This is a genomic window from Variovorax sp., from assembly GCF_965279555.1.
Taxonomy (GTDB): domain Bacteria; phylum Pseudomonadota; class Gammaproteobacteria; order Burkholderiales; family Burkholderiaceae_C; genus Variovorax.
On sequence record NZ_OZ257247.1, the window covers coordinates 1,547,266 to 1,568,358 of the forward strand.

Here is a 21,093-nt window from a genome sequence, read left to right on the forward strand (position 1 = left end):
TCAGCCCGCCTTGCGGAATGTGAGGTTGATGCGCTGCGCGCCCAGCAGCGGGTGCGGCGCTTCTTTGAGCGGCAGCACGCCGTGGTAGCGCAGCCGGTCTTCGCCGCCCCAGACCACGACGTCTCCGTGGACGAGCGGGACGCGCACGGCCTTGTCGCCGCGCGCGAGGCCGCCGAACAGGAACACGGCCGGCATGCCGAGCGACACCGACACGATGGGCGCGCCGTAGTCATGCTCATCCTTGTCCTGGTGCAGCGACAGCCGCGCGCCGGGCGCGTAGCGGTTGACGAGGCAGGCGTCGGGCACGAAGCCGTCGAAGCCGGCTGCGGCGGCGGCCTCGCGCGCGAGCCGTGTGAAGGGCTCCGGCATCGCGGGCCACGGCTGCCCGCTGCCGGGGTCGGTGGGGCTGTAGCGGTAGCCGCGCCGGTCGCTGGTCCATCCCAGCGTGCCGCAGTTGGTCAGCGCGACGGACATGGTGAAGCCGCCCGGCGTGACGAGATGGCGGAACGGCGCGCGCTCTTCCACGGCGTGGATCGCGGGCAGCAGTTCATCGACGAAAGGCAGCGCGGAGCCGGGCAGCACGAAGGCACCGGGGCCGAGCGGTTCGCGCGCCTGGCGCGGCGGGTCGTCGAACAGGGCGAGCGTCGTCGTCATGCCGCCCATTCTCGCCAGCACGGCGTGCGGCGCTTGCAGTCAGGTGCCTTGCATTCAACTTGTCACAAATCGCCACTAGCATCCGCTCGGCAAAAAGTAGTACGTCCTTGGCGGTTCTCGCCACTGGCAATTTCCATTTCGTGACAGGACCCGGCATGTTTCGCGTTGCTCGGTCGCGGTGGGTTTGTGTCTTGACCTTGATCTTCGGAATCCTGTCCCTTGCAGCATCCCTCGCCATGGCCGATTCGTCCGTCCGGTCGCCGGACGCGGCAAATCCGATGAAGTTCGACATCCCCGCGCAGCCGCTGGCGGCCGCCCTGCAGGCGTTCGCGCAGGTGACGGGGCAGTCGGTCTTTTTCGACGGGCAACTGGCGGCGGGGCTCGAATCGGCGGCGGTGCATGGCGACCTGGCGCCGCGCGATGCGTTGCAGCGCCTGCTGGTGGGCACGCGGCTCGCGGCGCGCTATGCCGACGAGACCACCTTCACGCTGGTAGAGAACGAGGCGCCGCCGCAGCCCGCGCCCCCGCTTCCCGCCACACCGGCCGACGCCGCCGCAACGCCCGACGAACGCAACGCGCGCATCGTGCAGCAGGCGGTGGAACGCACGTTGTGCCGCTGGCCGCGCGCGCAGCCAGGCGGCTACCGTGCGCTGGTGCAACTGTGGGTCGGCCCGGCCGGCCATGTGCGGCGCACGCGCATGCTGACCTCGACCGGTGTCGCCCAGCGCGACGCGGCGCTCGAGGCCGCGATGAACTCGCTGGTGCTCACGCCCCCCGCCGACGGCGCCACCGACGAGCCGCTCACCATCCTGCTGCTGCCCAGCACGGGCATCAGCACCGACATCTGCGCGGGCGTCACGCCGCGCGCGGCTTCCTGAGCGAACAGGCCTTGGACTCGAAGGACACCCCCGGTTTCCTGCGCGGCCTGCTGACGAGCCGCTATGTGGACTTCCGCAACCGGCTGCGCCGCCGCCTCGGGTCCGACGACGTGGCCGACGACGTGCTGCACGAGACCTGGCTTCGCGTGAACCGCATGAGCGACCCCGGCCCGGTGGCCAGCCCGATGGCGTACCTGCTGCGCATTGCGTCGAACGTGGCGGAAGACAAGCGCATCGCCAACGGCCGCCTGCTCGATTTCGTCGAGGTCGAGGAACTGCTGCACTTTGCCGACGAGAGCCGCGACCCGGCGCGCGTGTCGGAGGCGCGCAGCGAGGTGCAGGCGCTGGAGCGCGCGCTCGAAGAGCTGCCGCGCCGCCGCCGCGAGATTTTCCTGGCCTCGCGCGTGGACGAGACGCCGCACAAGGACATCGCGCTGCGCTACGGCGTGTCGGTGCGCATCGTCGAGCGGGAAGTGAAGGCCGCGCTGGTGCATTGCGCGGGCCGTTTGGGGCGCGATGTGATCCAGAGGTTCGGTCCCGGGGCCGGAAAACAGTCATTGATAGAAGAATGACGACCATGACCACCCCGTCCGACGATCGCACCGACCTGGAAGCCCAGGCGCGGGACTGGCTCGTGCGCCTGACTTCGGGTCGCGCCACCACGGTCGATGCGCAGGATTTCAAGCGCTGGTGCGGCCGCAGCCCGCTGCACGCTCAGGTGATGGCCGAGGCCACCCGCCTGTGGGATGCGACCCGACCCGCCGCCGAGGCGGTGGCGCAACGCATGCGCGCGGCCGAATTAACGCCGCGTGGCTCAGTGGCCGCCATCGCGCACCCCGGGCGCCGCTACTTCCTGGGCGCCGCTCTGGCGGCCGGCGTGGCGGCTTTCGTCGTGGTGCGGCCGCCCGCCCGGCTGTGGCCCGCGCTGTCCGACATGACGGCCGACTACAGCACCGCCACCGGCGAGCAGCGCCAGGTGGTGCTGGCCGATTCCGTGGTGGTCGAGATGAACACCCAGACCAGCTTCAATCTCGCGCGCGGCGCCGAGGGCGAGCCCGCCGCGCTCGACCTGCTGGCGGGCGAGGCGCAGGTGCTTCTGAATGCCGCGCGCACCGCGCCGTTCACCTTGACGGTCGGGGGCGGCAAGCTGGTGGCCGCGGCGGGCAGCCGCTTCAACGTGCGCGCCACAGGCCCCGAGGTGTGCGTGACCTGCCTGGCCGGTTCGGTCGAGCTGGACTACGGCGGGCGCGTGCTGGTTGCCGCCGCGTCGCAGCAGATCAACTACGGCCAGCGCCGCGCCGAACTCGCGCGCGCGCCAGACCTGTCCACCGTGAACGCATGGCGCGACCGCGTGCTGGTGTTCAACGACACACCGCTTTCGGCCGTGGTGGAAGAAATCAACCGCTACCGCCCGGGCCGGCTGATCGTCACCAACGCCGAACTGGGCCGCCGCAAGGTGCAGGCGCGGCTGCGGCTGGAGCAGCTCGCGCGCATCGAGACGCTGATCGGCGCCAGCTACGGCGCCAAGGTCACGACGCTGCCGGCCGGCATCGTGCTGCTCGGCTGACCCTTCGGCGTTGAAAAAGCGCGCGTGCCCTCATGCATGCGCTTCATGACGCGGCTGTGAAAAACACGCCGCGTCGCACCCCGCAGGAAATTTTTGCTGTCTTTTGCCGCGACCGTGTCGGTCGTGCCGGGCGAGCCCGGTCTCTTAACCAGAGCACGGTGCCGCGAGGCCGCCGCGCCACGCAATCACGCGAACGGGTTTTCCTCTGGGGTATGAAATGAGCAAACAGACATTCCGCCGCGCACCGGTCGCGCATGCGGTCGCCATCGCACTGGCCATGGCGGGACTGGCCGGCAACGCACAGGCGCAGCGCGCGTTCAGCGCCGCATGGATGGCGCAGAAGAACGTGGCGCAGGGCACGGCCGCGGCCACGGGCTACCTGCCGAACGGCACGCCGGCCTCGATGCTGACGAATCCTCTCGCGCAGCAGCAGAAGGCCAACGAGCAGCTGCAGCGCTCCATCGGCAACCTGAATCTCGCGGCGCAGGCGATTGCCGCGCAGCAGGCGGCGCAGAACGCGGCACGGCTGGCCGCGCAGAACGGCGGCACCGACGTGCCCGACGGGCTGGCCGAAGGCGGCCTGAAGGTCGACACCAGCAGCCTCACGGCCGGCTGGCACAACGCGCTGGCGCCAAAGGCCGACAACGCCGGCGGCCGCAGCACGGTAACGGTGCAGCAGACCGGCGACAAGGCCATCCTGAACTGGGAGACCTTCAACGTCGGGCGCAACACCACGGTCGAATTCAAGCAGCAGGCCGACTGGGCCGTACTCAACCGCGTGAACGACCCGGCCGCGCGGCCTTCGCAGATCCAGGGGCAGGTGAAGGGCGACGGCACGGTGCTCATCGCCAACCGCAACGGCATCGTGTTCAGCGGCACCAGCCAGGTCGACACGCGCAACCTCGTGGCGGCGGCGGCGCACATCTCCGATGCGCAGTTCAACGCCAACGGCATCTACTCGAACGGCACCACGCCCAGCTTCACCAACGCGCAGGGCAAGGTGGAAGTGCAGGCGGGCGCCCGCATCGCCACGCGCGCGCCGACCGTCTCCACCGACGGCGGTGGCTACGTGCTGCTGGTCGGCCAGGAGGTGCACAACGCCGGCGACATCGCCACCCCGAAGGGCCAGGCGGTGCTTGCCGCGGGCGACAGTTTCCTCATCAAGAAGGGGGCGGGCACCAGTGGCAACCAGGCCTCCAGCACCCGCGGCAACGAGGTCACGCCGCAGTTCGACACCGACAGCCTCGCGGGCAAGGTCACCAACACCGGGCTGATCGTGGCGCGCGAAGGCGACGTGACGATGGCCGGGCGCGACGTGCAGCAGAGCGGCGTGGCCGTTGCCACCACCACGGTCAACGCGCGCGGCACGGTCCACCTCAATGCGCTGGGCGCGGACGGCAAGGTCATGCTCGGCCCGGGCGCCACCACCGTCGTGGCGATCGAGGACGACGGCAACACCACGGCGCTGAACAGCCAGCGCGACGGCCTGCGCGGCCCCGCGCTGCCCGATCCCAACCAGGACGTGGCGGCGGTGCGCGACCGGCGCGACCAGTCGCGCATCGAGATCGCCAGCAGCGGCACGGTCGACTTCCAGGCCGACTCGCTGACGCTGGCCACCGGCGGCCAGATCGCGGTCACGGCAGCCAGGCGCAGCCTGGTGCGCGACCGCGCGCAGATCGACGTCTCGGGCGCGGTGGGCGTGAACCTGGCGATGGAGAGCAACAACGTCAAGGTCAACATCCAGGGCAACGAGCAGCGCGACGCGCCGCTCAACCGCGACGGCAAGAGCCTGAACAACCTCGATGTGTGGATCGACCGGCGCACCCTGGTCCTGGTGCCCAAGGGCACCAACGGCTACGCCAGCGACCGCTGGTACACGGCGGGCGGCCTGCTGGAAGTGGGCGGCTATCTCGGTACCGAGGGCCACACCGCCAGCGAATGGATGGCGCAGGGCGGCACCGTCAGCTTCGGCGGCGCGGAGGTCGTCACCCAGGCGGGCTCCAACATCAATCTCTCCGGCGGCACGCTCAACGTGCAGACGGGCTTCATCCACCAGACCTGGCTCAAGGGCGCGGACGGGCGCCTCTACGAGGTGTCGAAGGCGCCGGGCGACCAGCGCTACGAAGGGCTGTACCGCGGCTTCGAGGACGAGCACAAGCGCTGGGGCGACAAGACGACGGGCTACTTCTACAACCCGCTGATCGGCCCGCAGAGGCGGCTGGAGAACGGCTACACCGTGGGGCGCGACGCGGGCAAGCTGGTCATTGCCACCGGCGCGGCGGTGCTCGAGGGAGACATCACCAGCGAAGCCTTCCAGGGCGCGCGGCAGACCCAGGCACCGCAGGCGGACGTGGACGGCTACAACCAGTCGCACGACGCGGCCTCGCAGCGGGGCCAACTCGTCATCGGCGACTACGTTCCGATGTTCGACCGGCGCAACGGCGGGCTGAGCCACGTGCTGGCCGCCGCGCTGGACCGGGTGGAACTCAAGGAGACCGGCGAGCGCATCGCCGCCGCGCTGGACCTCGACACGGCCCTGCCCGCCGAGCGCAAGGACAAGCTGGTGCTCGATACCGCGCAACTCAACGGCATGGCGCTGGGTGCCGTGCGCATCGCAGCGCGGGAAAAGATCGAGGTCAACGCCGACCTGCGGGTGGCCTCGGGCGGCAACATCACGCTGTACGGCAACGACGCCGCGGTGCAGGCGAACCTGACGGCCCACGGCGGCAGCATGGCGCTTGGCAACGTGCTCTCCCAGGTGGGCGTCGGCGGCCGGGTCGACATGCTCGTCAACGCGGCAAAACCCGTGGGCAACGTCACGCTGGCAGACGGCGTGACGCTGGACGCGAGCGGCCTGTGGAGCAACCTGGAGCTCGACCCGTTCGCGGAAAACATCGCCTATGCGAACGGCGGCAGTGTCGCGATTCGCGCCAGCGGCGAAGTGGCGCTGCAACGCGGCAGCACGATCGACGTGAGCTCGGGCGCGGTCATGCGCATGGGCGGCAAGACGCAGGGCGGCAAGGGCGGCAGCGTGAAACTGGCGACCACCACGCGCACGGGCAGCCTTCGACTCGACCCCGAAGCGCACTTGCGCGGCTACGGCGTCGCGGGCGGCGGCACGCTGTCGCTGGAGGCGGCCAAGGTGCTGATCTCCGAGCAGCCAGGTGCCACCGAGTCCGGCACGCTGGTGCTGGGCGGCAACTTCTTCGACAAGGGCTTCTCCGCCTACGAGGTCATCGGCGGCGACGGCCTGAGCGTGGCCGAGGGTACGCAGGTCGACGTGACGATGCCGGTGTATCGCTTCCGGGACGACGCACGCAGCGTGCCGACCGCCGGCGGTTCCGCGCAAGCGCTGGAGCTGTGGGCGCAGCCGCTCTACCAGGAAGACGCCGCCAAGGGCGTGCTGCTGCAGCGCAAGGGCGCGAGCCTGACCCTGCAGGCCGGCCGCAGCCTGCTCGGCGAGATCGATCCCCTGACCGGCTCGCTGCTCATCGGGCGCGGTGCGCGCATCGAGGTCGATCCCGGGCAGACCATTGCGCTGCGAGGCGCGGGCCAGATCACCGTCGACGCGACGCTCGTCGCGCACGGCGGCAGCATCGACGTGCGCCAGCAGCAGTACGGCCTGGTCGATCCGGCCCAGGAAACACCGCAGGCCGACGGCAAGGTGCACACGCGCTCGATATGGATCGGCGACAACGCCGTGCTCGACGTGTCGGGCCGCGCGCGCACGGCCGTGGATGTACACGGCCGTACCTACGGCGATGTGGATGCCGGCGGCAGCATCGTGATCGGTGGCGTGATCGACCACGACCGCGCCGTCGCCAGCTCGGCCGACGCCTACGTGATCGTGCGGCCGGGCGCCAGGCTCGACGCCTCCGGCGCGCAGGCGGCGCTCGACGTCCCGGGCCAGGGGCGCACCAACATCGCCACCGACGGCGGGCGCATCTCGCTGAGTTCGTACCTCGGCCTGCACATCGACGGCTCGCTGCGCGCGGCGGCCGGCGGCGCGGGCGCCGCGGGTGGCTCGCTGGACATCGCGCTCGAATCGCCGCTGTACGGCAGCACCGGCCTGAACCGCGCGCAGCAGGACGCCATCGTCCCGCGCGAGCTGACGCTGGTGCAATCGCAGGCGCCGCTGCTGGCGGAGGGCCTGGCGCCCGGCCAGGCGGACGCGGCGCTGCGCTATGGCAAGACCCGGCTCTCGGCCGACCGGCTGAGCGCCGGCGGTTTCGACAATCTCGCGCTGCTGGCCAACGGCCAGTTGTCTTTCGACGGCGACGTGAGCCTGCGCATGGGCCAGGGGCTGTCGCTGTTCTCGAGTTCGCTCTCGCTGGCCGAGTCGTCCAGCGCCAATGCGCGCGTGCAGCTGGCGGCGCCCTACGTCAAGCTGTCGGGCACCGGCCTGTACTACGCCGCGGGCAGCGGCGCGGTGCGTCCCGGCATCCAGCACGGCATGACGCCGCTGGACTCCGAAGCGGCGTTCTCAGTGCAGGCGGGCCGGATGCTCGACCTGGGCAACGGCATTTCCTTCGGCACCTCCGGCAGCTATGCCGAACACACCGAGTTCACGCCGGTGCGCGTCGAGCGGCGCGGCTTCGAGAACGTCGAGCTGGCGAGCGACGGCGACATCCGCTTCCTCGCGCCCAACAACGCCGATGCGCGCTCGCGCCTGTGGACCCGCGGCAGCCTCACGCTCGCCGCGGCGCAGCTCTATCCGGAGACCGGGGCCACCGCGCAGGTGAATGCGGGCTACCGCATGGACCCGGTGCTGCTCAGGCCCGTCTACGACCCCGGCAGCGTGCTGCGCATCGAGCGCCGCGGCGAGGCGCCGGCCGGCGTTCCGTATTCGGCCTTCGGCGCGCTCGAATTCGCCGCCGCGGTGATCGAGCAGGGCGGCGTGATCCGCGCGCCGCTCGGCAACATCACCCTGGGCACCGATAGCTCGCAGGGCGCGAAGCGCGTGGCGCTGCTGCCGGGCAGCATCACGTCGGTCAGCGGCGCGGGGCTGGTCATGCCTTATGGCGGCACCACCGACGGCATTGCCTACCAATACGGCGGCAGCCCTGTGGCGCTCAAGGGCGCCGGCGGCGGCGCGGGCATTCGCCTGGGCGCCGAACTCGTGGACGTGCAGGCGGGCGCGCTGCTCGATCTTTCGGGTGGCGGCGAACTCACCGGCGCGGGGTTCGTCTCGGGCCGCGGCGGCTCGACCGACGCGCGCTTCCATCCGCTCATGCAGATCGGCGCCGACGGCCGTTTCTCGCTGCCCTCGCTGTCCACCAATGCGGTGTATGCGATCGTTCCCGGCGCGCAGCCGCTGGCCGCGCCGGCCGGCGGCCCGGCGGGCGCGTCGAAGTCGGACATCGGCCGGCAGATCACCATCGGCGCCGGCGTGCCGGGCCTGCCCGCGGGCACCTACACGCTGATGCCGTCGACCTATGCGCTGCTGCCGGGCGCCTTCCGCGTGGAGCTCAACGGCGCTCCCGGGAGCAAGGGCGCCGGCGCGCAGCCGCTGGCGATGCGCAACGGTTCCTGGTCGAGCAGCGGCCAGCTGTCGGTGGCCGGCACGGGCCTGCGCGACAGCCTGTCCAGCCAGGTGATCCTGACGCCGGCCGCCGTGCTGCGCACCTATGCGCAGTACAACGAAACAAGCTATGCCGATTTCGTGCGCACCGACGCCGCGCGCCTGGGCGTGCCGCGCGCGGTGCTGCCGGCCGATGCCGGATCGCTGGCCTTCGTGCTGAGCAGCGGCAACGACGACGTGTCCCTGAACTTCGAGGGCCTGGCCCGCTTCCAGGCGGCGCAGGGCGGCCGCGGCGGCACGGCCATGGTGCTCGGCGGGAGCATCGAGGTGCTGGGCGCGGGACAGCGCCATACGCCGGGCTTCGACGGCGCCTCGGTCCGTTCGGACACGCTCAACGCGCTCGGCGCCGGCCGGCTGGTGGTCGGCGCGACGCCGCAGGTGATCTACGGCCAGAAAGGTCGCTATGTCGACTTCTCCTCGCCGGCCCGTGACGTGGTGCTGCGCGCGGGTGCTTCGCTGCAGGCGCCGGAGGTTTTCCTGGCGGGCCGCGACCTGGTCGTCGAGGCCGGTGCCGGCATCTCCACGCTGGGCCGGGGCGACGCGATCTACGACGCGTCTTCGGGCTTCGTCTACCAGCCCGGCACCACGAGCCTGCTGGCCGTGTCGAACGGGCGGCTCGACGTGCTGGCGCCGCAGGCGCCAAGCATCGGCAGCCCGGGCTCGATACGCCTGGGCGTGTGCGCGCTGCCGTCGTGCGACAGGAACAGCACTTTCTATTCGGAGGGCACGATCACGGCGGCCACCAACGGCGACTTCGAGCTCGACGAAGCCGCGCGCTACGGCACGCGCCACCTTGCGCTGGCGGTGAGCGGCGTGAATGCGGGCACCACGCAGTCGCTGGCCGACGCGCAGGCGCGCGGCGTGCTCGCCGGCGGCCTCACGCTCACGCAGGACCTGCTGCAGCGCCTGCTGAACGGCGACACCAGCACAGGCGCGCCTGCGCTCGAATCGCTCACGCTCACCGTGCGCGACGCCATCAATTTCTACGGCAACGTCACGCTCGACACCATCGACCCGGCCACCGGCAAGTCGCGCGTCGACTCGCTGGTGCTCAGCACCCCCGCGATCTATGGCGCGGGCGGCGCGGGCGACGTGGCGACCATCCGCACGCAGAACCTGATCTGGAGCGGCGCGACACAGCTTCCCGGCACGGTGATCGACGGCGGCGCGGGCACCGGCAGCGGAACGCTCGACATCCAGGCGGCGCGCATCGAACTCGGCGGCGCGCCGCACACCGTGAGCAACGGGCAGGACGACGATGCGCGCCTCGCGCTCGGCTTCGCCACCGTGAAGCTGGGCGCCAGCGAGCGCCTGAGCACCAACCGCAAGGGCAGCCTCTCGGTCTACCAGAGCCAGGGCGCCTATGAAGAAGGCAAGGGCTACGCCTGGAGCGGCGGCAACCTGGAGATCACGACGCCGCTCGTCACGGGCGACGCGGGCTCGGTCGGCCGCATCACCGCCGGCGGCACCTTGCGCATCGGCGCGCCCGAAGGCGGCCGGCTCGACGCCGATGCGGCCAGGCGCATCCAGGCACTGGGCGCGGACCTGGCGTTCAACGCGCGCAACATCGTGCTGGACTCGGCCATCGTGCTGCCCAGCGGCAAGCTCGCGATGACGGCGCAGGACGACCTGACGCTGGCCGACGGCGCGCTCATCGATGTCTCGGGCCGCAAGCTGGGCTTCAACGACGTCGACAAGTTCAGCTGGGGCGGCGACGTCGGTCTCGAGAGCCAGGCCGGCAACATCCGCCAGGCGGCGGGCGCCGTCATCGACCTGTCGGCGCAGGGCAACCGCGCCGGCACGCTCAAGGCCGTGGCGCTCGGCGCGTCGGCCGGCGTGGTGGACCTGCAGGGCCGCATCCTCGGCGCGAGCAGCGGCCACTACGACGCCGGCGGCACGATGGTGCCGTTCAAGGCGGGCGGCGTGGACATCCGCGCCCAGCGCCTGGGCGACAGCGGCACGCCGAGCGACCAGTTCGCGGCGCTCAACCAGCGCCTGAACGACGGCGCGGTATTCGGCAGCCGCAGCTTCCAGCTGAAGCAGGGCGACCTCGCCATCGGCAATGAGCTGAAGGCCGGCGAAGTGAACGTGTCCGTCGACAACGGCAGCCTCACGGTGCTGGGCACCATCGACGCCAGCGGCGAGCGCGTTGGCAGCATCCGCCTGGCGGGCAAGAACGGCCTGACCATCGGCGGCAGCGCGCTGCTCGACGCGCACGGCACCGTGCTGCGCGTGGACAGCCGCGGCAAGATCATCGACGCGCCCAACCGCGCCATGGTCGAGCTCAACGGCGGCGACGGCGTGCTCACGCTGGCCGGCGGCGCGCGCATCGACCTGCGCCACGGCACCGGCGCCGCCGTCGGCAGCCAGCCGGGCCAGCACGACGGCCAGAAGCGCGGCACGCTGGACCTTTACGCGGCGCGCACCGGCGAGACCAGCGGCGACATCCGCATCGACGCCAGCGGCAGCCTGGCCATCGACGGCGCGCGCTCCATCGCGGTCAACGCCGTCTGGCGCTACGACGACAACGATCCCCTGGCGGTCATCAAGGACGGGCTGGATTCCGTGAGCGGCCGTCCGTACCGCGAGATCACGCAGGCCTACCTGGACCACAAGCACGAACAGAGCACGTTGTTCATGGACGCCGCACTCGCCAACGGCGCGCTGCTGCACGGCAAGCTCGCCGGCCTGAACAACGCCACGTATGCCGATGCGCTGCACCTGCGCCCCGGCGTGGAGATCGTGACCGCGAAGGACCTGGTGGTGCAGGGCGACCTAGACCTCTCGGGCTACCGCTATGCCAGCCTCAACCCGCGCACGCAGAAGACCGGCGTGTACGGCTCCGGCGAGGCGGGCAGCCTGGTGCTGCGCGCCGCGGGCAACATGGACATCTACGGCAGCATCAACGACGGCTTTGCGCCGCCGCCACTGACGCCCGAGGAAAACGGCTGGGCCCTGGTGTCGGGCGTGCAGCCATTCGACGGCGACCTGGTGCTGCCGATCGGCGGCGTTCGCGTGGCCGAGGGCACGGCCTTTCCGTCGGGCGCCACGCTCAACTACGACCTGCCGATGCAGGCGCTCACGCTGGGCGAAACCACGCGCCTGCCCGCGGCCGCGACGCTGGCCCAGCCCTACGCCGTACCTGCGGGTACCGTGCTGGCCGCCGACGTGCGCGATGCCTCGGGCAACCTGCTGCATGCGCGCGGCACGCTGCTCAAGGAGGCGGTGGTGCTGCCCGCCGACACCCGGCTGGGCGCCGGCATGCTGCTGCCCAAGGGCACTTCGCTGCAGGCCATGCTCTGGCCCAAGGGCGTGCCGCTGCCCGTGGCCCTGGAGAACGATGCCGCGCGCAGGACCGTGCTGCTCAGCGGCGTGCTGGACATGCAGCGCGGCGCGCTCATTCCCTCGACCACCAAGGTGGTGCTGGAGGAGGGCGTCGGCTACATCGACCTGCGCCCCGGCAGCGACGGCGTGCACGGCCGCAACTGGGCGCTGGCGCCGATGCTGCCCGCGGGCAGCGAGTCGTGGTCGGTGCGGCTGGTGGCCGGTGCCGACCTGGGCGCCGCCGACACTCGCATCGCGATGGCGAACGCCGGCAGCCTGCGCCTGGCCGACACCCACTATGGCGCCACCATCCTCACGGGCGGCGGCACGCTGGTCTGGCAACCGGGCAATGGCCTGGGCAAGCCCGAGGGAGAGCCGGTGAGCGACGACGACAAGTGGTGGTGCCAGTCGATCAACCCGGCCGACTGCGCCACCAAGACCGGCGTCGTGTGGGCTCCGGACAATGTCTTCGGTGAGCCTGCGGGAATGCCGGTTCCCGATGAATACCTGGTCCTCTGCGGGATCATCGAAGGCTCCTGCATCGACTACGGCACGGCCAGCAACCTGATGACCGCGCATGGCCAGGGCGCCAGCGTGGTTCGCACCGGCACCGGCGACCTCGACCTGATCGCCTCGGGCAACGTGGACGTGCGTTCGCTCTACGGCATCTACACCGCCGGCACGCAGTCGGCGGGCATCGATGCGCGATTCAACAAGGCACGCGGCACCGCGCCGGGCGCGGCCAGCGTGCTGGGCAGCGGCGGCGTCGACTATGAATCGCTGGTGGCGGGCAGCGGCCGCGCCTACCAGGCCTGGTTCCCCGAAGCCGGCGGCAACCTCACGGTGCGCGCGGGCGGCGACATCACGAGCGACATGCTTTCGTCCGCCGACAGCACCGCGTCGCAGCGGTCGAGCGTGGCGGTGGGCAACTGGCTCTGGCGCCAGGGCGACGGCAGCGCGCAGCTGCCGACGGCCTGGTGGATCAACTTCGGCAGCTATGCCGTGGACCCGACCGCCAGCCTGGGCGTCGACATGAAGCCGTCGCTGGTGGGCTTCACCGGCTTCGGCACGCTCGGCGGCGGCAACGTGCAGGTACAGGCCGGCGGCGACGCGGGCATGCGCCGGGCCCAGGGCACCGCACGCAGCCAGGGCCTGGTGGTGGCGGTCGGCAGCACGGGCCGCGTGGGTGACGACGGCAGCCTCGTGCTCACCGGCGGCGGCGACATCGACGTGCGCATCGGCGGCGGCATCAACAGCGCGCAGCTGGCGCGCAGCAGCGGCACCTACATCCCGAACCACGACCTGCAGGGCGCGCTGATCAACCTGCGCGGCGCCACGCAGCTGAGCGCGGGCGCGGTCGGCGGAATGATCCTGGGCGGCGTCGACCAGAAGGACCCGCGCGCCTTCGACCCCTTCTCCTCGAACCGGGCCGAATCGCTGGGCGGCCTCGTGCTCATCCCGGGCGACTCGGCCATGCGCATCGACACGCTGGGCGACCTGGTGGTGGGCGGCGCCGCCGACCCGGGCCGCGTGCGCCTGCAGAACAGCTCGCCCTTCGCGTCCCGCAGCGGCGGCGGGCTGAGCTGGTTCTCCCTGTGGACCGACCGTACCGCCATCGACCTGTTCTCGGCGGGGGGCAGTCTCACGCCGAGCACCCAGATGAGCGAGGGAACGCAGACCAGCATCGTCGGGCGCACTAACGTCGAGCCCACCGACTTCCGCTTCGTCTACCCGGCGATCCTGCGCGCGGTGGCCGCGGGCGGCAGCATCTACAGCGGCGCCTCGGCCAACGCGGCGAGCGATGGCGTCAATGAAAACACGTCGAAGGCATCGTTGCTGCTGGCGCCGTCGCGCACCGGCCAGCTCGAGCTGCTGGCGGGCGAGTCGATGTTCATGGGCGGCTACGCCATCAACCAGTCCGGCGCCGACCCCGCGCAGATGCCTGGCCCGCTGAAGCCGGCATTCGTCGGCTTCAACAACAACGAGCGCGAGGTGAGCAACCTCGGCGCGAACGGCCTGCCGATGAACTCGCGCAGCGATCCGTTCCACCTGTTCGCCTTCGTCCCCGAGACCTATGCGGCCGTCGCCAACGATGCGCCGCGCACGCCGGCGCGCTTCTATGCGATGAACGGCGACATCGTGGGCCTGCGAAGCGGCGAGATCGTGGTGCGCAGGGACGGCGTGACATGGTACGAAGCCGCGGCGCCGGTCTGGGCGATGGCCGGGCGCGACATCGTGAGCGCGGGCACTGCGCTCGGGAAGCCGACGTCGCTGAGCCTGGGCATCGGCTCGAACTTCGACGCCACGTCCACCGGCAACCTGGCGATCCACGGCCACGCGCAGGATGTCTCGCGCGTGGTCGCGGGCCGCGACATCCTCTACAGCAGCTTCAACGTGGCGGGTCCCGGCACATTGGAGATCACGGCGGGACGCAACATCGTCATGGAAGACCGCGCATCCGTTGCCAGCCTGGGCCCGGCGACGCCGGGCGACAAGCGCCCCGGCGCGAGCATCGCGATGACGGCCGGCACCGGCGCGCAGGGCCCCGACTACGCCGGCTTCCTCGCGCGCTACCTCGACGCGGCCCGCCGCGCCGAGAGCGGCACGCCGCTGGCCGACCAGGCCGGCAAGGTCGTGAAGACCTACGAGGCGGAGCTGCGCGAATGGCTGGCCGACAAGGACAACGGCCTGGGCTTCAGCGGCACGCCTGACGAGGCGCAGGCCTTCTTCGACGCATTGCCCGCGGCGCAGCAGCGCGCGTTCGCGCGGCAGGTGTACTTCGCGGAGCTGAAGGCCGGCGGGCGTGAGTACAACGACACGGACGGCGCGCGCTACGGCAGCTACCTGCGCGGGCGCAACGCCATCGCGGCGCTGTTCCCCGCGGCCGATGCCACCGGCAAGGCGATCAGCTATCGCGGAGACATCACGATGTACGGATCGGCCGGCGTGAACACGCTGTTCGGCGGCGACATCCAGATGCTCACGCCGGGCGGCATGCAGCTGTTCGGCATCGAAGGAAATGCGCCGGTGGCCAAGGGCGGCATCACGCCCGGGGTCATCACGCAAGGCAAGGGCGACATCTCGCTGTACTCGCTGGGCAGCATCCTGCTGGGCCAGAGCCGGATCATGACCACCTTCGGCGGCAGCGTGCTGGGCTGGTCGGCCGAAGGCGACATCAACGCCGGGCGCGGCTCCAAGACCACGGTGGTCTACACACCGCCCAAGCGCGAGTACGACCAGTGGGGCAACGTGACGCTGTCGTCGAACGTGCCGAGCACCGGCGCGGGCATCGCGACGCTGGCGCCGATTCCGGAAGTGCCGGCCGGCGACATCGACCTGATCGCGCCGCTGGGCACCATCGACGCGGGCGAAGCCGGCATCCGCGTGTCGGGCAACGTGAACCTTGCGGCCCTGCAGGTGGTCAATGCGGCCAACATCGCGGTCAAGGGCGAGTCGGTCGGCATCCCGACGATCGCGGCGGTGAACGTGGGCGCGCTCACCAACGCCAGCGCCGCCGCATCGCAGGCCGCGGTGGCCGCACAGGACGTGCTGCAGCGCGAACGCGCGGTGGCGCGGCAGAGCCTGCCGTCGGTGTTCATCGTGCGGGTGCTGGGCTTCGGCAACGAAGAGGGCGCCGCCGCACCGGCCGAGCCGCGCGCGACGGCTGCCAAGGTCGGCTACGACGTGAACAGCCCGGTGCAGGTTCTGGGGCGCGGTGCGCTGCCGGAAGCGCAGAAGGCCAAGCTCACGGCGCGGGAGCGGCAACTGCTGGGGCAGTGAACGCGACGGCCGGGAGCGCCTTTCCAGGCTCCCGGCCGCGTGCTTGACATGAAGTTTTTGTGACAAACGGCAGTCTTGCGTGCCGGATTCCGTCTTGGTTTGCAGAGCCCGCAACTGCCTTCATGCCGTCCGTTCACCATTTCATCCGCGCCTGTCTGTGCCTGTGCCTGTGGCTGTTCGCAGCATCGACCGCGGCGCTTGCGGACGGCGGCATCCTTCCGCCCGAGGCCAGCGCCAGCGGCGTCTTCCTGAACGAAGCCGGCGACGTGCTGACCGCGCGGCACGCGGTGGCCGACTGCCGTTTCCTGTACGCGCTCAAGGGCGGCCACGTGTCGCAGGCCGGCGTGATCGCAGAGAGCGCGGAACTCGATCTCGCGGTGCTGCGCACCACGCTCAAGCCGTATCTGAGCGCCACGCTGGCGCTGGGCGACGTGCTGCCCACGCAAAGCGTCGGCGTGTTCACCGAGGCCTATGCGGTGCTGAAGAACCTGCCCGACCGCGCCGCCCTGCTCAGCAATGCCATGACCGTGCCCGGCGCGGAGGGCCTGCAGCTGCTCTCGGGCGTGAAGCCCGGTGCCAGCGGCAGCGCGGTGCTCGGCGCCGACGGCCTGTTGCTGGGCGTGGTGGTGGAGCGCGTGGCGGCCGCGCCGCATGCGGGCGGCATGGTGCTGAGCCGCGCGGCCACGGCCAGCGGCGTGACCGGCGCCACGCAGGTGCGGGCGGTGCCGGCATCGCGGGTGCGGCAGTTCCTGCAGCGTCACGGCATCGCCTTCGCGGCCAGCGACAGTCCGCAACTGAGCCCGATGCAATCGCCCGCCGCACGGGCGTCGACCCTGTCGGCCGGCGTGCTGTGCGGCTGAGCTTCCCTTACAGAGAAATCAATGAACGCTCCTGCTTCTTCTCCTAAAACAACGCCACGCTGGGGCCGACTGCGCCTTGCGCTCGGCTGGCTCGGCCTGGGCCTTGCCAGCGCCACTGTGCCGGTCGCCGCCACCGCGCAGACACAGCAGCAGGTGCCGCAGCACTGGATCAGCTACGCCAACCTGGCCGGCAACCAGCTGCAGGCGTCGCTGAGCGACCCCGCCAGCGAAACCGTGGTGCGCCTGCACGCCTGGATGCAGGAACGCATGCTGAAAGAAGGCCAATCCGCGCCGCCCGCCCCGGTGGTGGTGCGCGTGTGGGTCGCGCCCAGCGGCAAGGTCGACCGCGTGGCCTTCGATTCGCTGGGCGACGCGCAGGCCGACACCGACCTGCGCACCTTGCTCACCGCGCAGCCGCTGGCCGAGCCGCCGCCGCGCGACATGCGCCAGCCGATGGTGCTGCAACTCACGCTGAGCTTCGTCACCAACACCTGACATGGGCAGAAGCGTGCCTGCCCGGCTGGCCGCCCTGGTGACGGCCGCGGCCTGCCTTGCACCGGGGCTGCCGCTGCATGCGGCGATGCCCTGGCCGGCCTCGGGCCTGTCGCAGCTCGTCAAGGCCTACGGGCCGGCGGTGGTGCACATCGGCGTGGAGCGGCCCTCGGCGCCGGCGCGCCGCTTCAGCGACCGCTGGCTGCTGCGCGTGCCGGGCCAGTTGCCGCAGCCGCAGGGCGAAGCCGACGAGAGCAGCCTGGGCACCGGCTTCATCGTCAGCGACGACGGGCTCATCCTCACCAACGCGCATGTGGTTGCGCGCGGCACGCAGATCAACGTGAAGCTGCCCGACCGCCGCGAGTTCAAGGCGCGGCTGGTGGGCCTCGATGCTGTGGCCGACGTGGCGCTGCTCAAGATCGACGCGGCCGGCCTGCCCACCGTGCGCATCGGGGATCCGTCGGGCGTGGAGCCGGGCGACGGCGTGGTCGCCATCGGCTCGCCCTACGGCTTCGGCAATTCCGTTACCGCGGGCATCGTGAGCGCCAAGGGGCGGCTGCTGCCGGGCGCGGAATACATGCAGTTCCTGCAGACCGACGTGCCCATCAACCCCGGCAACTCGGGCGGGCCGCTGTTCAACCTGCGCGGCGAAGTCATCGGCATCAATTCGCGCATCTACAGCAGGAGCGGCGGCTACCAGGGCCTGTCGTTCGCGATTCCCATCGACGCGGCCATGCGCATCAAGGACCAGCTGCTGTCCACCGGCACGGTCACGCGCGGGCGCATCGGCGTGTCGGTGCAGGAGGTGGGGCAGGCGCTGGCCGACACCTTCCGCCTGCCGCGGCCGGCCGGCGCGCTGGTCAACTACGTGGAGCCGCGCGGCGCGGCCGACAGGGGCGGGCTCAAGCCGGGCGACGTGATCCTGTCGGTGCAGGGCCGCGAGGTGGTGCAGGCGGCCGATGCGCTGGGTTTCATCGCCGAGCAGATGCCGGGCGAGAGCATCCGGCTGCGCGTGTGGCGCGAGCGCGCCGAGCAGATGCTCGAAGTGCGGGTGGAAGGCTTCGACACGCCGCGCCTGAAGGCCGACGCTGCGGATGCGCCCTCGGCCCCTTCGCGGCTGGGCTTTGCGGTTCGGCCGCTGGCGCCTGCCGAGCGGCAGTTCCTGCGCGTGGACGGCGGCCTGCTGGTGCAGCGCGTGAACGCGGCGGCCTCGCGCGCGGGCGTGCAGCCGGGCGACCTGATCCTGGCGCTCAACGGCCAGCCCATCGACAGCGCCGAGGCCCTGGCGCAGGAACTCGACGTGGCCGATGGCTCGGCGGCACTGCTGGTGCAGCGCGGCGGCACGCGCATCTTCGTGCCGATCTGCGCGAGGGCGGGGCAGTCGCGCTGCTGAGGGGGCAGCGTGCGTGCGGCCGATGCGAGTCATTCGAGCGTCACGAAGCCGCCCTAGCATCCCGCCTCTACATGCCCCCCGGGCGGCGGCCTACGCCGGGCGTATCGAACTCATGCGGCATGACCCTCCTTTTCTTCTCCATCTGGCAAGCCTTGCGCTCGCGGGTTGCATGACCCTGCTGGGCGCGGACGCGCGCGCTCACCCTGAAGAAACCGCGGCCGTGAGCGACGGCCGCGCGGCCTTCGACATTCCGCGCCAGCCGCTGCATGCGGCGCTCGAGCAATACGGACTGCGCACCGGCCTGCCGGTGTTCTTCGACGCGGGGCTGGTGGCGGGGCGCGAATCGCACGCCGTGCAAATGACGGCCGCGCCGGCCGAGGCGTTGCGCTTGCTGCTGCAGGGCACGGGGCTCGTCGCCGACTACACGGGCACCGGATCGACGGTCGCCTTTGTGCTCAAGCCCGCGCCGGCCGAAGCCGTGGCGCAGGCTGCCGGCACAGCGCCCGACACCGCCGAAGCCGCGCAGGCGGCAGTGGCCGATCGCAGCTACGACGGCCTCGTGCAGACCCGCATCTGGGAAACCTTCTGCGGCAACCCGCGCACCGCGCCGGGCGGCTATCGCGCCGCGATGCGCTTCGTGATCGACGGCACCGGCCGCATCGCCAACGCCTTCCTGCTGCACACCAGCGGCGACCGCGCGCGCGACGGCGCCATCCTCGACACCCTGCGGCAGATCCGCATCGACCGCGCGCCGCCGCCCGACATGGCGCAGCCGCTCACGATGCTGATCCTGCCGCGTTCGCAGACGCCCGGGCTCGAATGCCCGGCGCGCCACTGAGGCCGTTCGCCGCCATGCCCGAGAACGCGCTGCCGGCGCTGCGCAACTTCCTGGTCTCGCGCTACGACGAGCTCAAGCAGCGGCTCGCGCGCCGGCTCGGCAATGCCGACCATGCGAGCGACGCCTTGCAAGACACCTGGCTGCGGCTCGAGAGCCGCGACGACATCGACGGCGTGCGCGACCCGGCTTCCTACCTGTTGCGCGTGGCCGTCAACCTGGCCTACGACCGGCTCGGCAAACAGGGCCGACTGGCCACGCAGGAAGAAATCGATGCGCTGCTCGAAGACGCCGCCGACCCCGCGCCCGGTCCCTCGCAGATCGCCGAAGACCGCTCCGAGATGGCCGCGCTCGCGGCGCTCATCGCGCGCATGCCGCCGCGCCGCCGCCAGGTGCTGGTGATGGTGCGCTGGGAGCATCTGCCGCAGCGCGAGGTGGCCGCGCGGCTCGGCATTTCGCTGCGCACCGTGGAGAAAGAACTGAAGGACGCCCACGACTTCTGCGCCGCCCGCATGGGCCGTCCGCCTGCCGCGCCGGAGGCCCATGAAAAATAAAGTGCGGTTCCCCGCGCCCGGAGCCGTCTTATGGATATGAACATTCGAGCCGAGCCCGACAAGACCGCCCAGGTCCAGCGCGAAGCGCAGGCCTGGCTGCGGCGTCTTGCGTCCGGCGAGGCCACGCAGCGCGACGTCGAGGGCTTCCGCCGTTGGCAGGAAGCGAGCGAGCTGCATGCATCGGCTTTTGCCGAGGCCAAGCGGCTGTGGAAGGTGCTCGATCCGGCCATCGCGCAGATGATGGCGGCGCAGCCCGCGCTGCTGGCCGAGCACCGGCAAGCCACGCAGCAGAAGGCGCGGCGCCCGGTACTCGCGCGGCGTGCGTTCCTGGGCGCCGCCATGAGTGCGGCCGGCGTGGCGGCGGTGTATCCGCCGCTCGGGCTGTGGCCGTCCATCAGCGAATGGAATGCCGACTTCCGCACCGCCACCGGCGAGCAGCGCGCCGTGGAACTGGCCGACGGCATCGACCTCATGCTCAACACGCAGACCAGCGTGCAGCGCCAGACGATCGACGGCCGCACCATCGGCATCGACCTGATCGCGGGCGAGACGGCGGTCGATCTTTCTTCCGCTTCCGCATCTTCCGCATCGGCGGCACGGCCGTTCCGCGTGGTGGCGGGCGCGGGCCGCAGCGAGGCGCAGGCGGGCCGCTTCGAAGTGCGCTTTCTCGACGGCAGCGCCTGCGTTACCTGCATCGAAGGCAATGTGCGCGTCACGCATGCCATGGGCGCGCGCACGCTGCAGGCCGGCCAGCAGGTGGTGTACGACGCGGTGTCGATCGGCGGCGCCACCGACGTGCAGGGCGCGGACGTGTCGGCCTGGCGCACCGGCGTGCTGGTGTTCCGGCAGACGCCGCTCGCGCACGTGGTGGCGGAAATCAACCGCTACAGGCCGGGCCGCGTGGTGCTGCTGGCGCGCGGGCTGGCCGATCGCGCGGTGAGCGGGCGTTTCGCCATCGCTTCGCTCGACACGGTGCTGGTGCAGATCCAGCGTTCTTACGACCTGGAAGCGCGCACGCTGCCGGGCGGCGTGCTGGTCCTTAGCTGATGTTTGTGACGGTTTGATTGTTGGCCTTGGGGTCCGGTCAGGATTGAAAAAGTTAGCGGTTTTGTTTGCTCCGCCCGGTCTGTCCAGTAAGGGGCACGGATTCTGTGCCCGTGCATTTCATTCTTTAC

Annotated in this window: 11 protein-coding genes; 10 read left to right on the forward strand and 1 reads right to left on the reverse strand. The window is 71.2% G+C overall.

The annotated features are described in order from the left end of the window. Positions 1-654 (reverse strand): DNA oxidative demethylase AlkB, encoded by a 654-nt coding sequence (alkB, locus tag ACQY8B_RS07510; RefSeq protein ID WP_422086122.1) that lies wholly within the window; start codon positions 652-654, stop codon positions 1-3. Positions 655-932: 278 nt separating this feature from the next. Here alkB and ACQY8B_RS07515 point away from each other — a divergent pair, with 278 nt between their 5' ends. From ACQY8B_RS07515 to ACQY8B_RS07560, 10 genes are all read left to right on the forward strand, one after another. Continuing rightward, positions 933-1,532, forward strand: coding sequence for an STN domain-containing protein (locus tag ACQY8B_RS07515; protein WP_422086123.1), 600 nt, complete (start codon positions 933-935; stop codon positions 1,530-1,532). Positions 1,533-1,543: 11 nt separating this feature from the next. Further along, complete coding sequence (locus ACQY8B_RS07520; protein ID WP_422086124.1) at positions 1,544-2,104, forward strand: RNA polymerase sigma factor; 561 nt, start codon at positions 1,544-1,546, stop codon at positions 2,102-2,104. A 5-nt stretch (positions 2,105-2,109) separates the two neighbouring features. Continuing rightward, a complete protein-coding gene (locus ACQY8B_RS07525) occupies positions 2,110-3,099 on the forward strand; it encodes a FecR family protein (protein WP_422086125.1) in 990 nt (329 codons plus the stop codon). A 217-nt stretch (positions 3,100-3,316) separates the two neighbouring features. Continuing rightward, positions 3,317-15,784, forward strand: a complete 12,468-nt coding sequence (locus ACQY8B_RS07530) for a filamentous haemagglutinin family protein (RefSeq protein WP_422086126.1) — start codon at positions 3,317-3,319, stop codon at positions 15,782-15,784. A gap of 122 nt (positions 15,785-15,906) precedes the next feature. Then, positions 15,907-16,644: a S1 family peptidase gene (locus tag ACQY8B_RS07535; RefSeq protein ID WP_422086127.1), complete on the forward strand. Its 738-nt coding sequence runs from the start codon at positions 15,907-15,909 to the stop codon at positions 16,642-16,644. A 21-nt stretch (positions 16,645-16,665) separates the two neighbouring features. Next, the gene (locus ACQY8B_RS07540; protein ID WP_422086128.1) at positions 16,666-17,139 is read left to right on the forward strand and encodes a YbaB/EbfC family DNA-binding protein; all 474 of its coding nucleotides are present in this window, start codon (positions 16,666-16,668) and stop codon (positions 17,137-17,139) included. A 1-nt stretch (position 17,140) separates the two neighbouring features. Continuing rightward, positions 17,141-18,529 carry a Do family serine endopeptidase gene (locus ACQY8B_RS07545; protein WP_422086129.1) on the forward strand — a complete coding sequence of 463 codons (1,389 nt, stop codon included), beginning with the start codon at positions 17,141-17,143 and terminating at the stop codon, positions 18,527-18,529. A gap of 169 nt (positions 18,530-18,698) precedes the next feature. Continuing rightward, a complete protein-coding gene (locus tag ACQY8B_RS07550) occupies positions 18,699-19,367 on the forward strand; it encodes a TonB C-terminal domain-containing protein (RefSeq protein WP_422086130.1) in 669 nt (222 codons plus the stop codon). Positions 19,368-19,381: 14 nt separating this feature from the next. Beyond that, complete coding sequence (locus ACQY8B_RS07555; RefSeq protein ID WP_422086131.1) at positions 19,382-19,918, forward strand: RNA polymerase sigma factor; 537 nt, start codon at positions 19,382-19,384, stop codon at positions 19,916-19,918. Between the two features lie 36 nt (positions 19,919-19,954). Next, positions 19,955-20,965, forward strand: a complete 1,011-nt coding sequence (locus tag ACQY8B_RS07560; RefSeq protein WP_422086132.1) for a FecR family protein — start codon at positions 19,955-19,957, stop codon at positions 20,963-20,965. Positions 20,966-21,093: the final 128 nt, after the last annotated feature.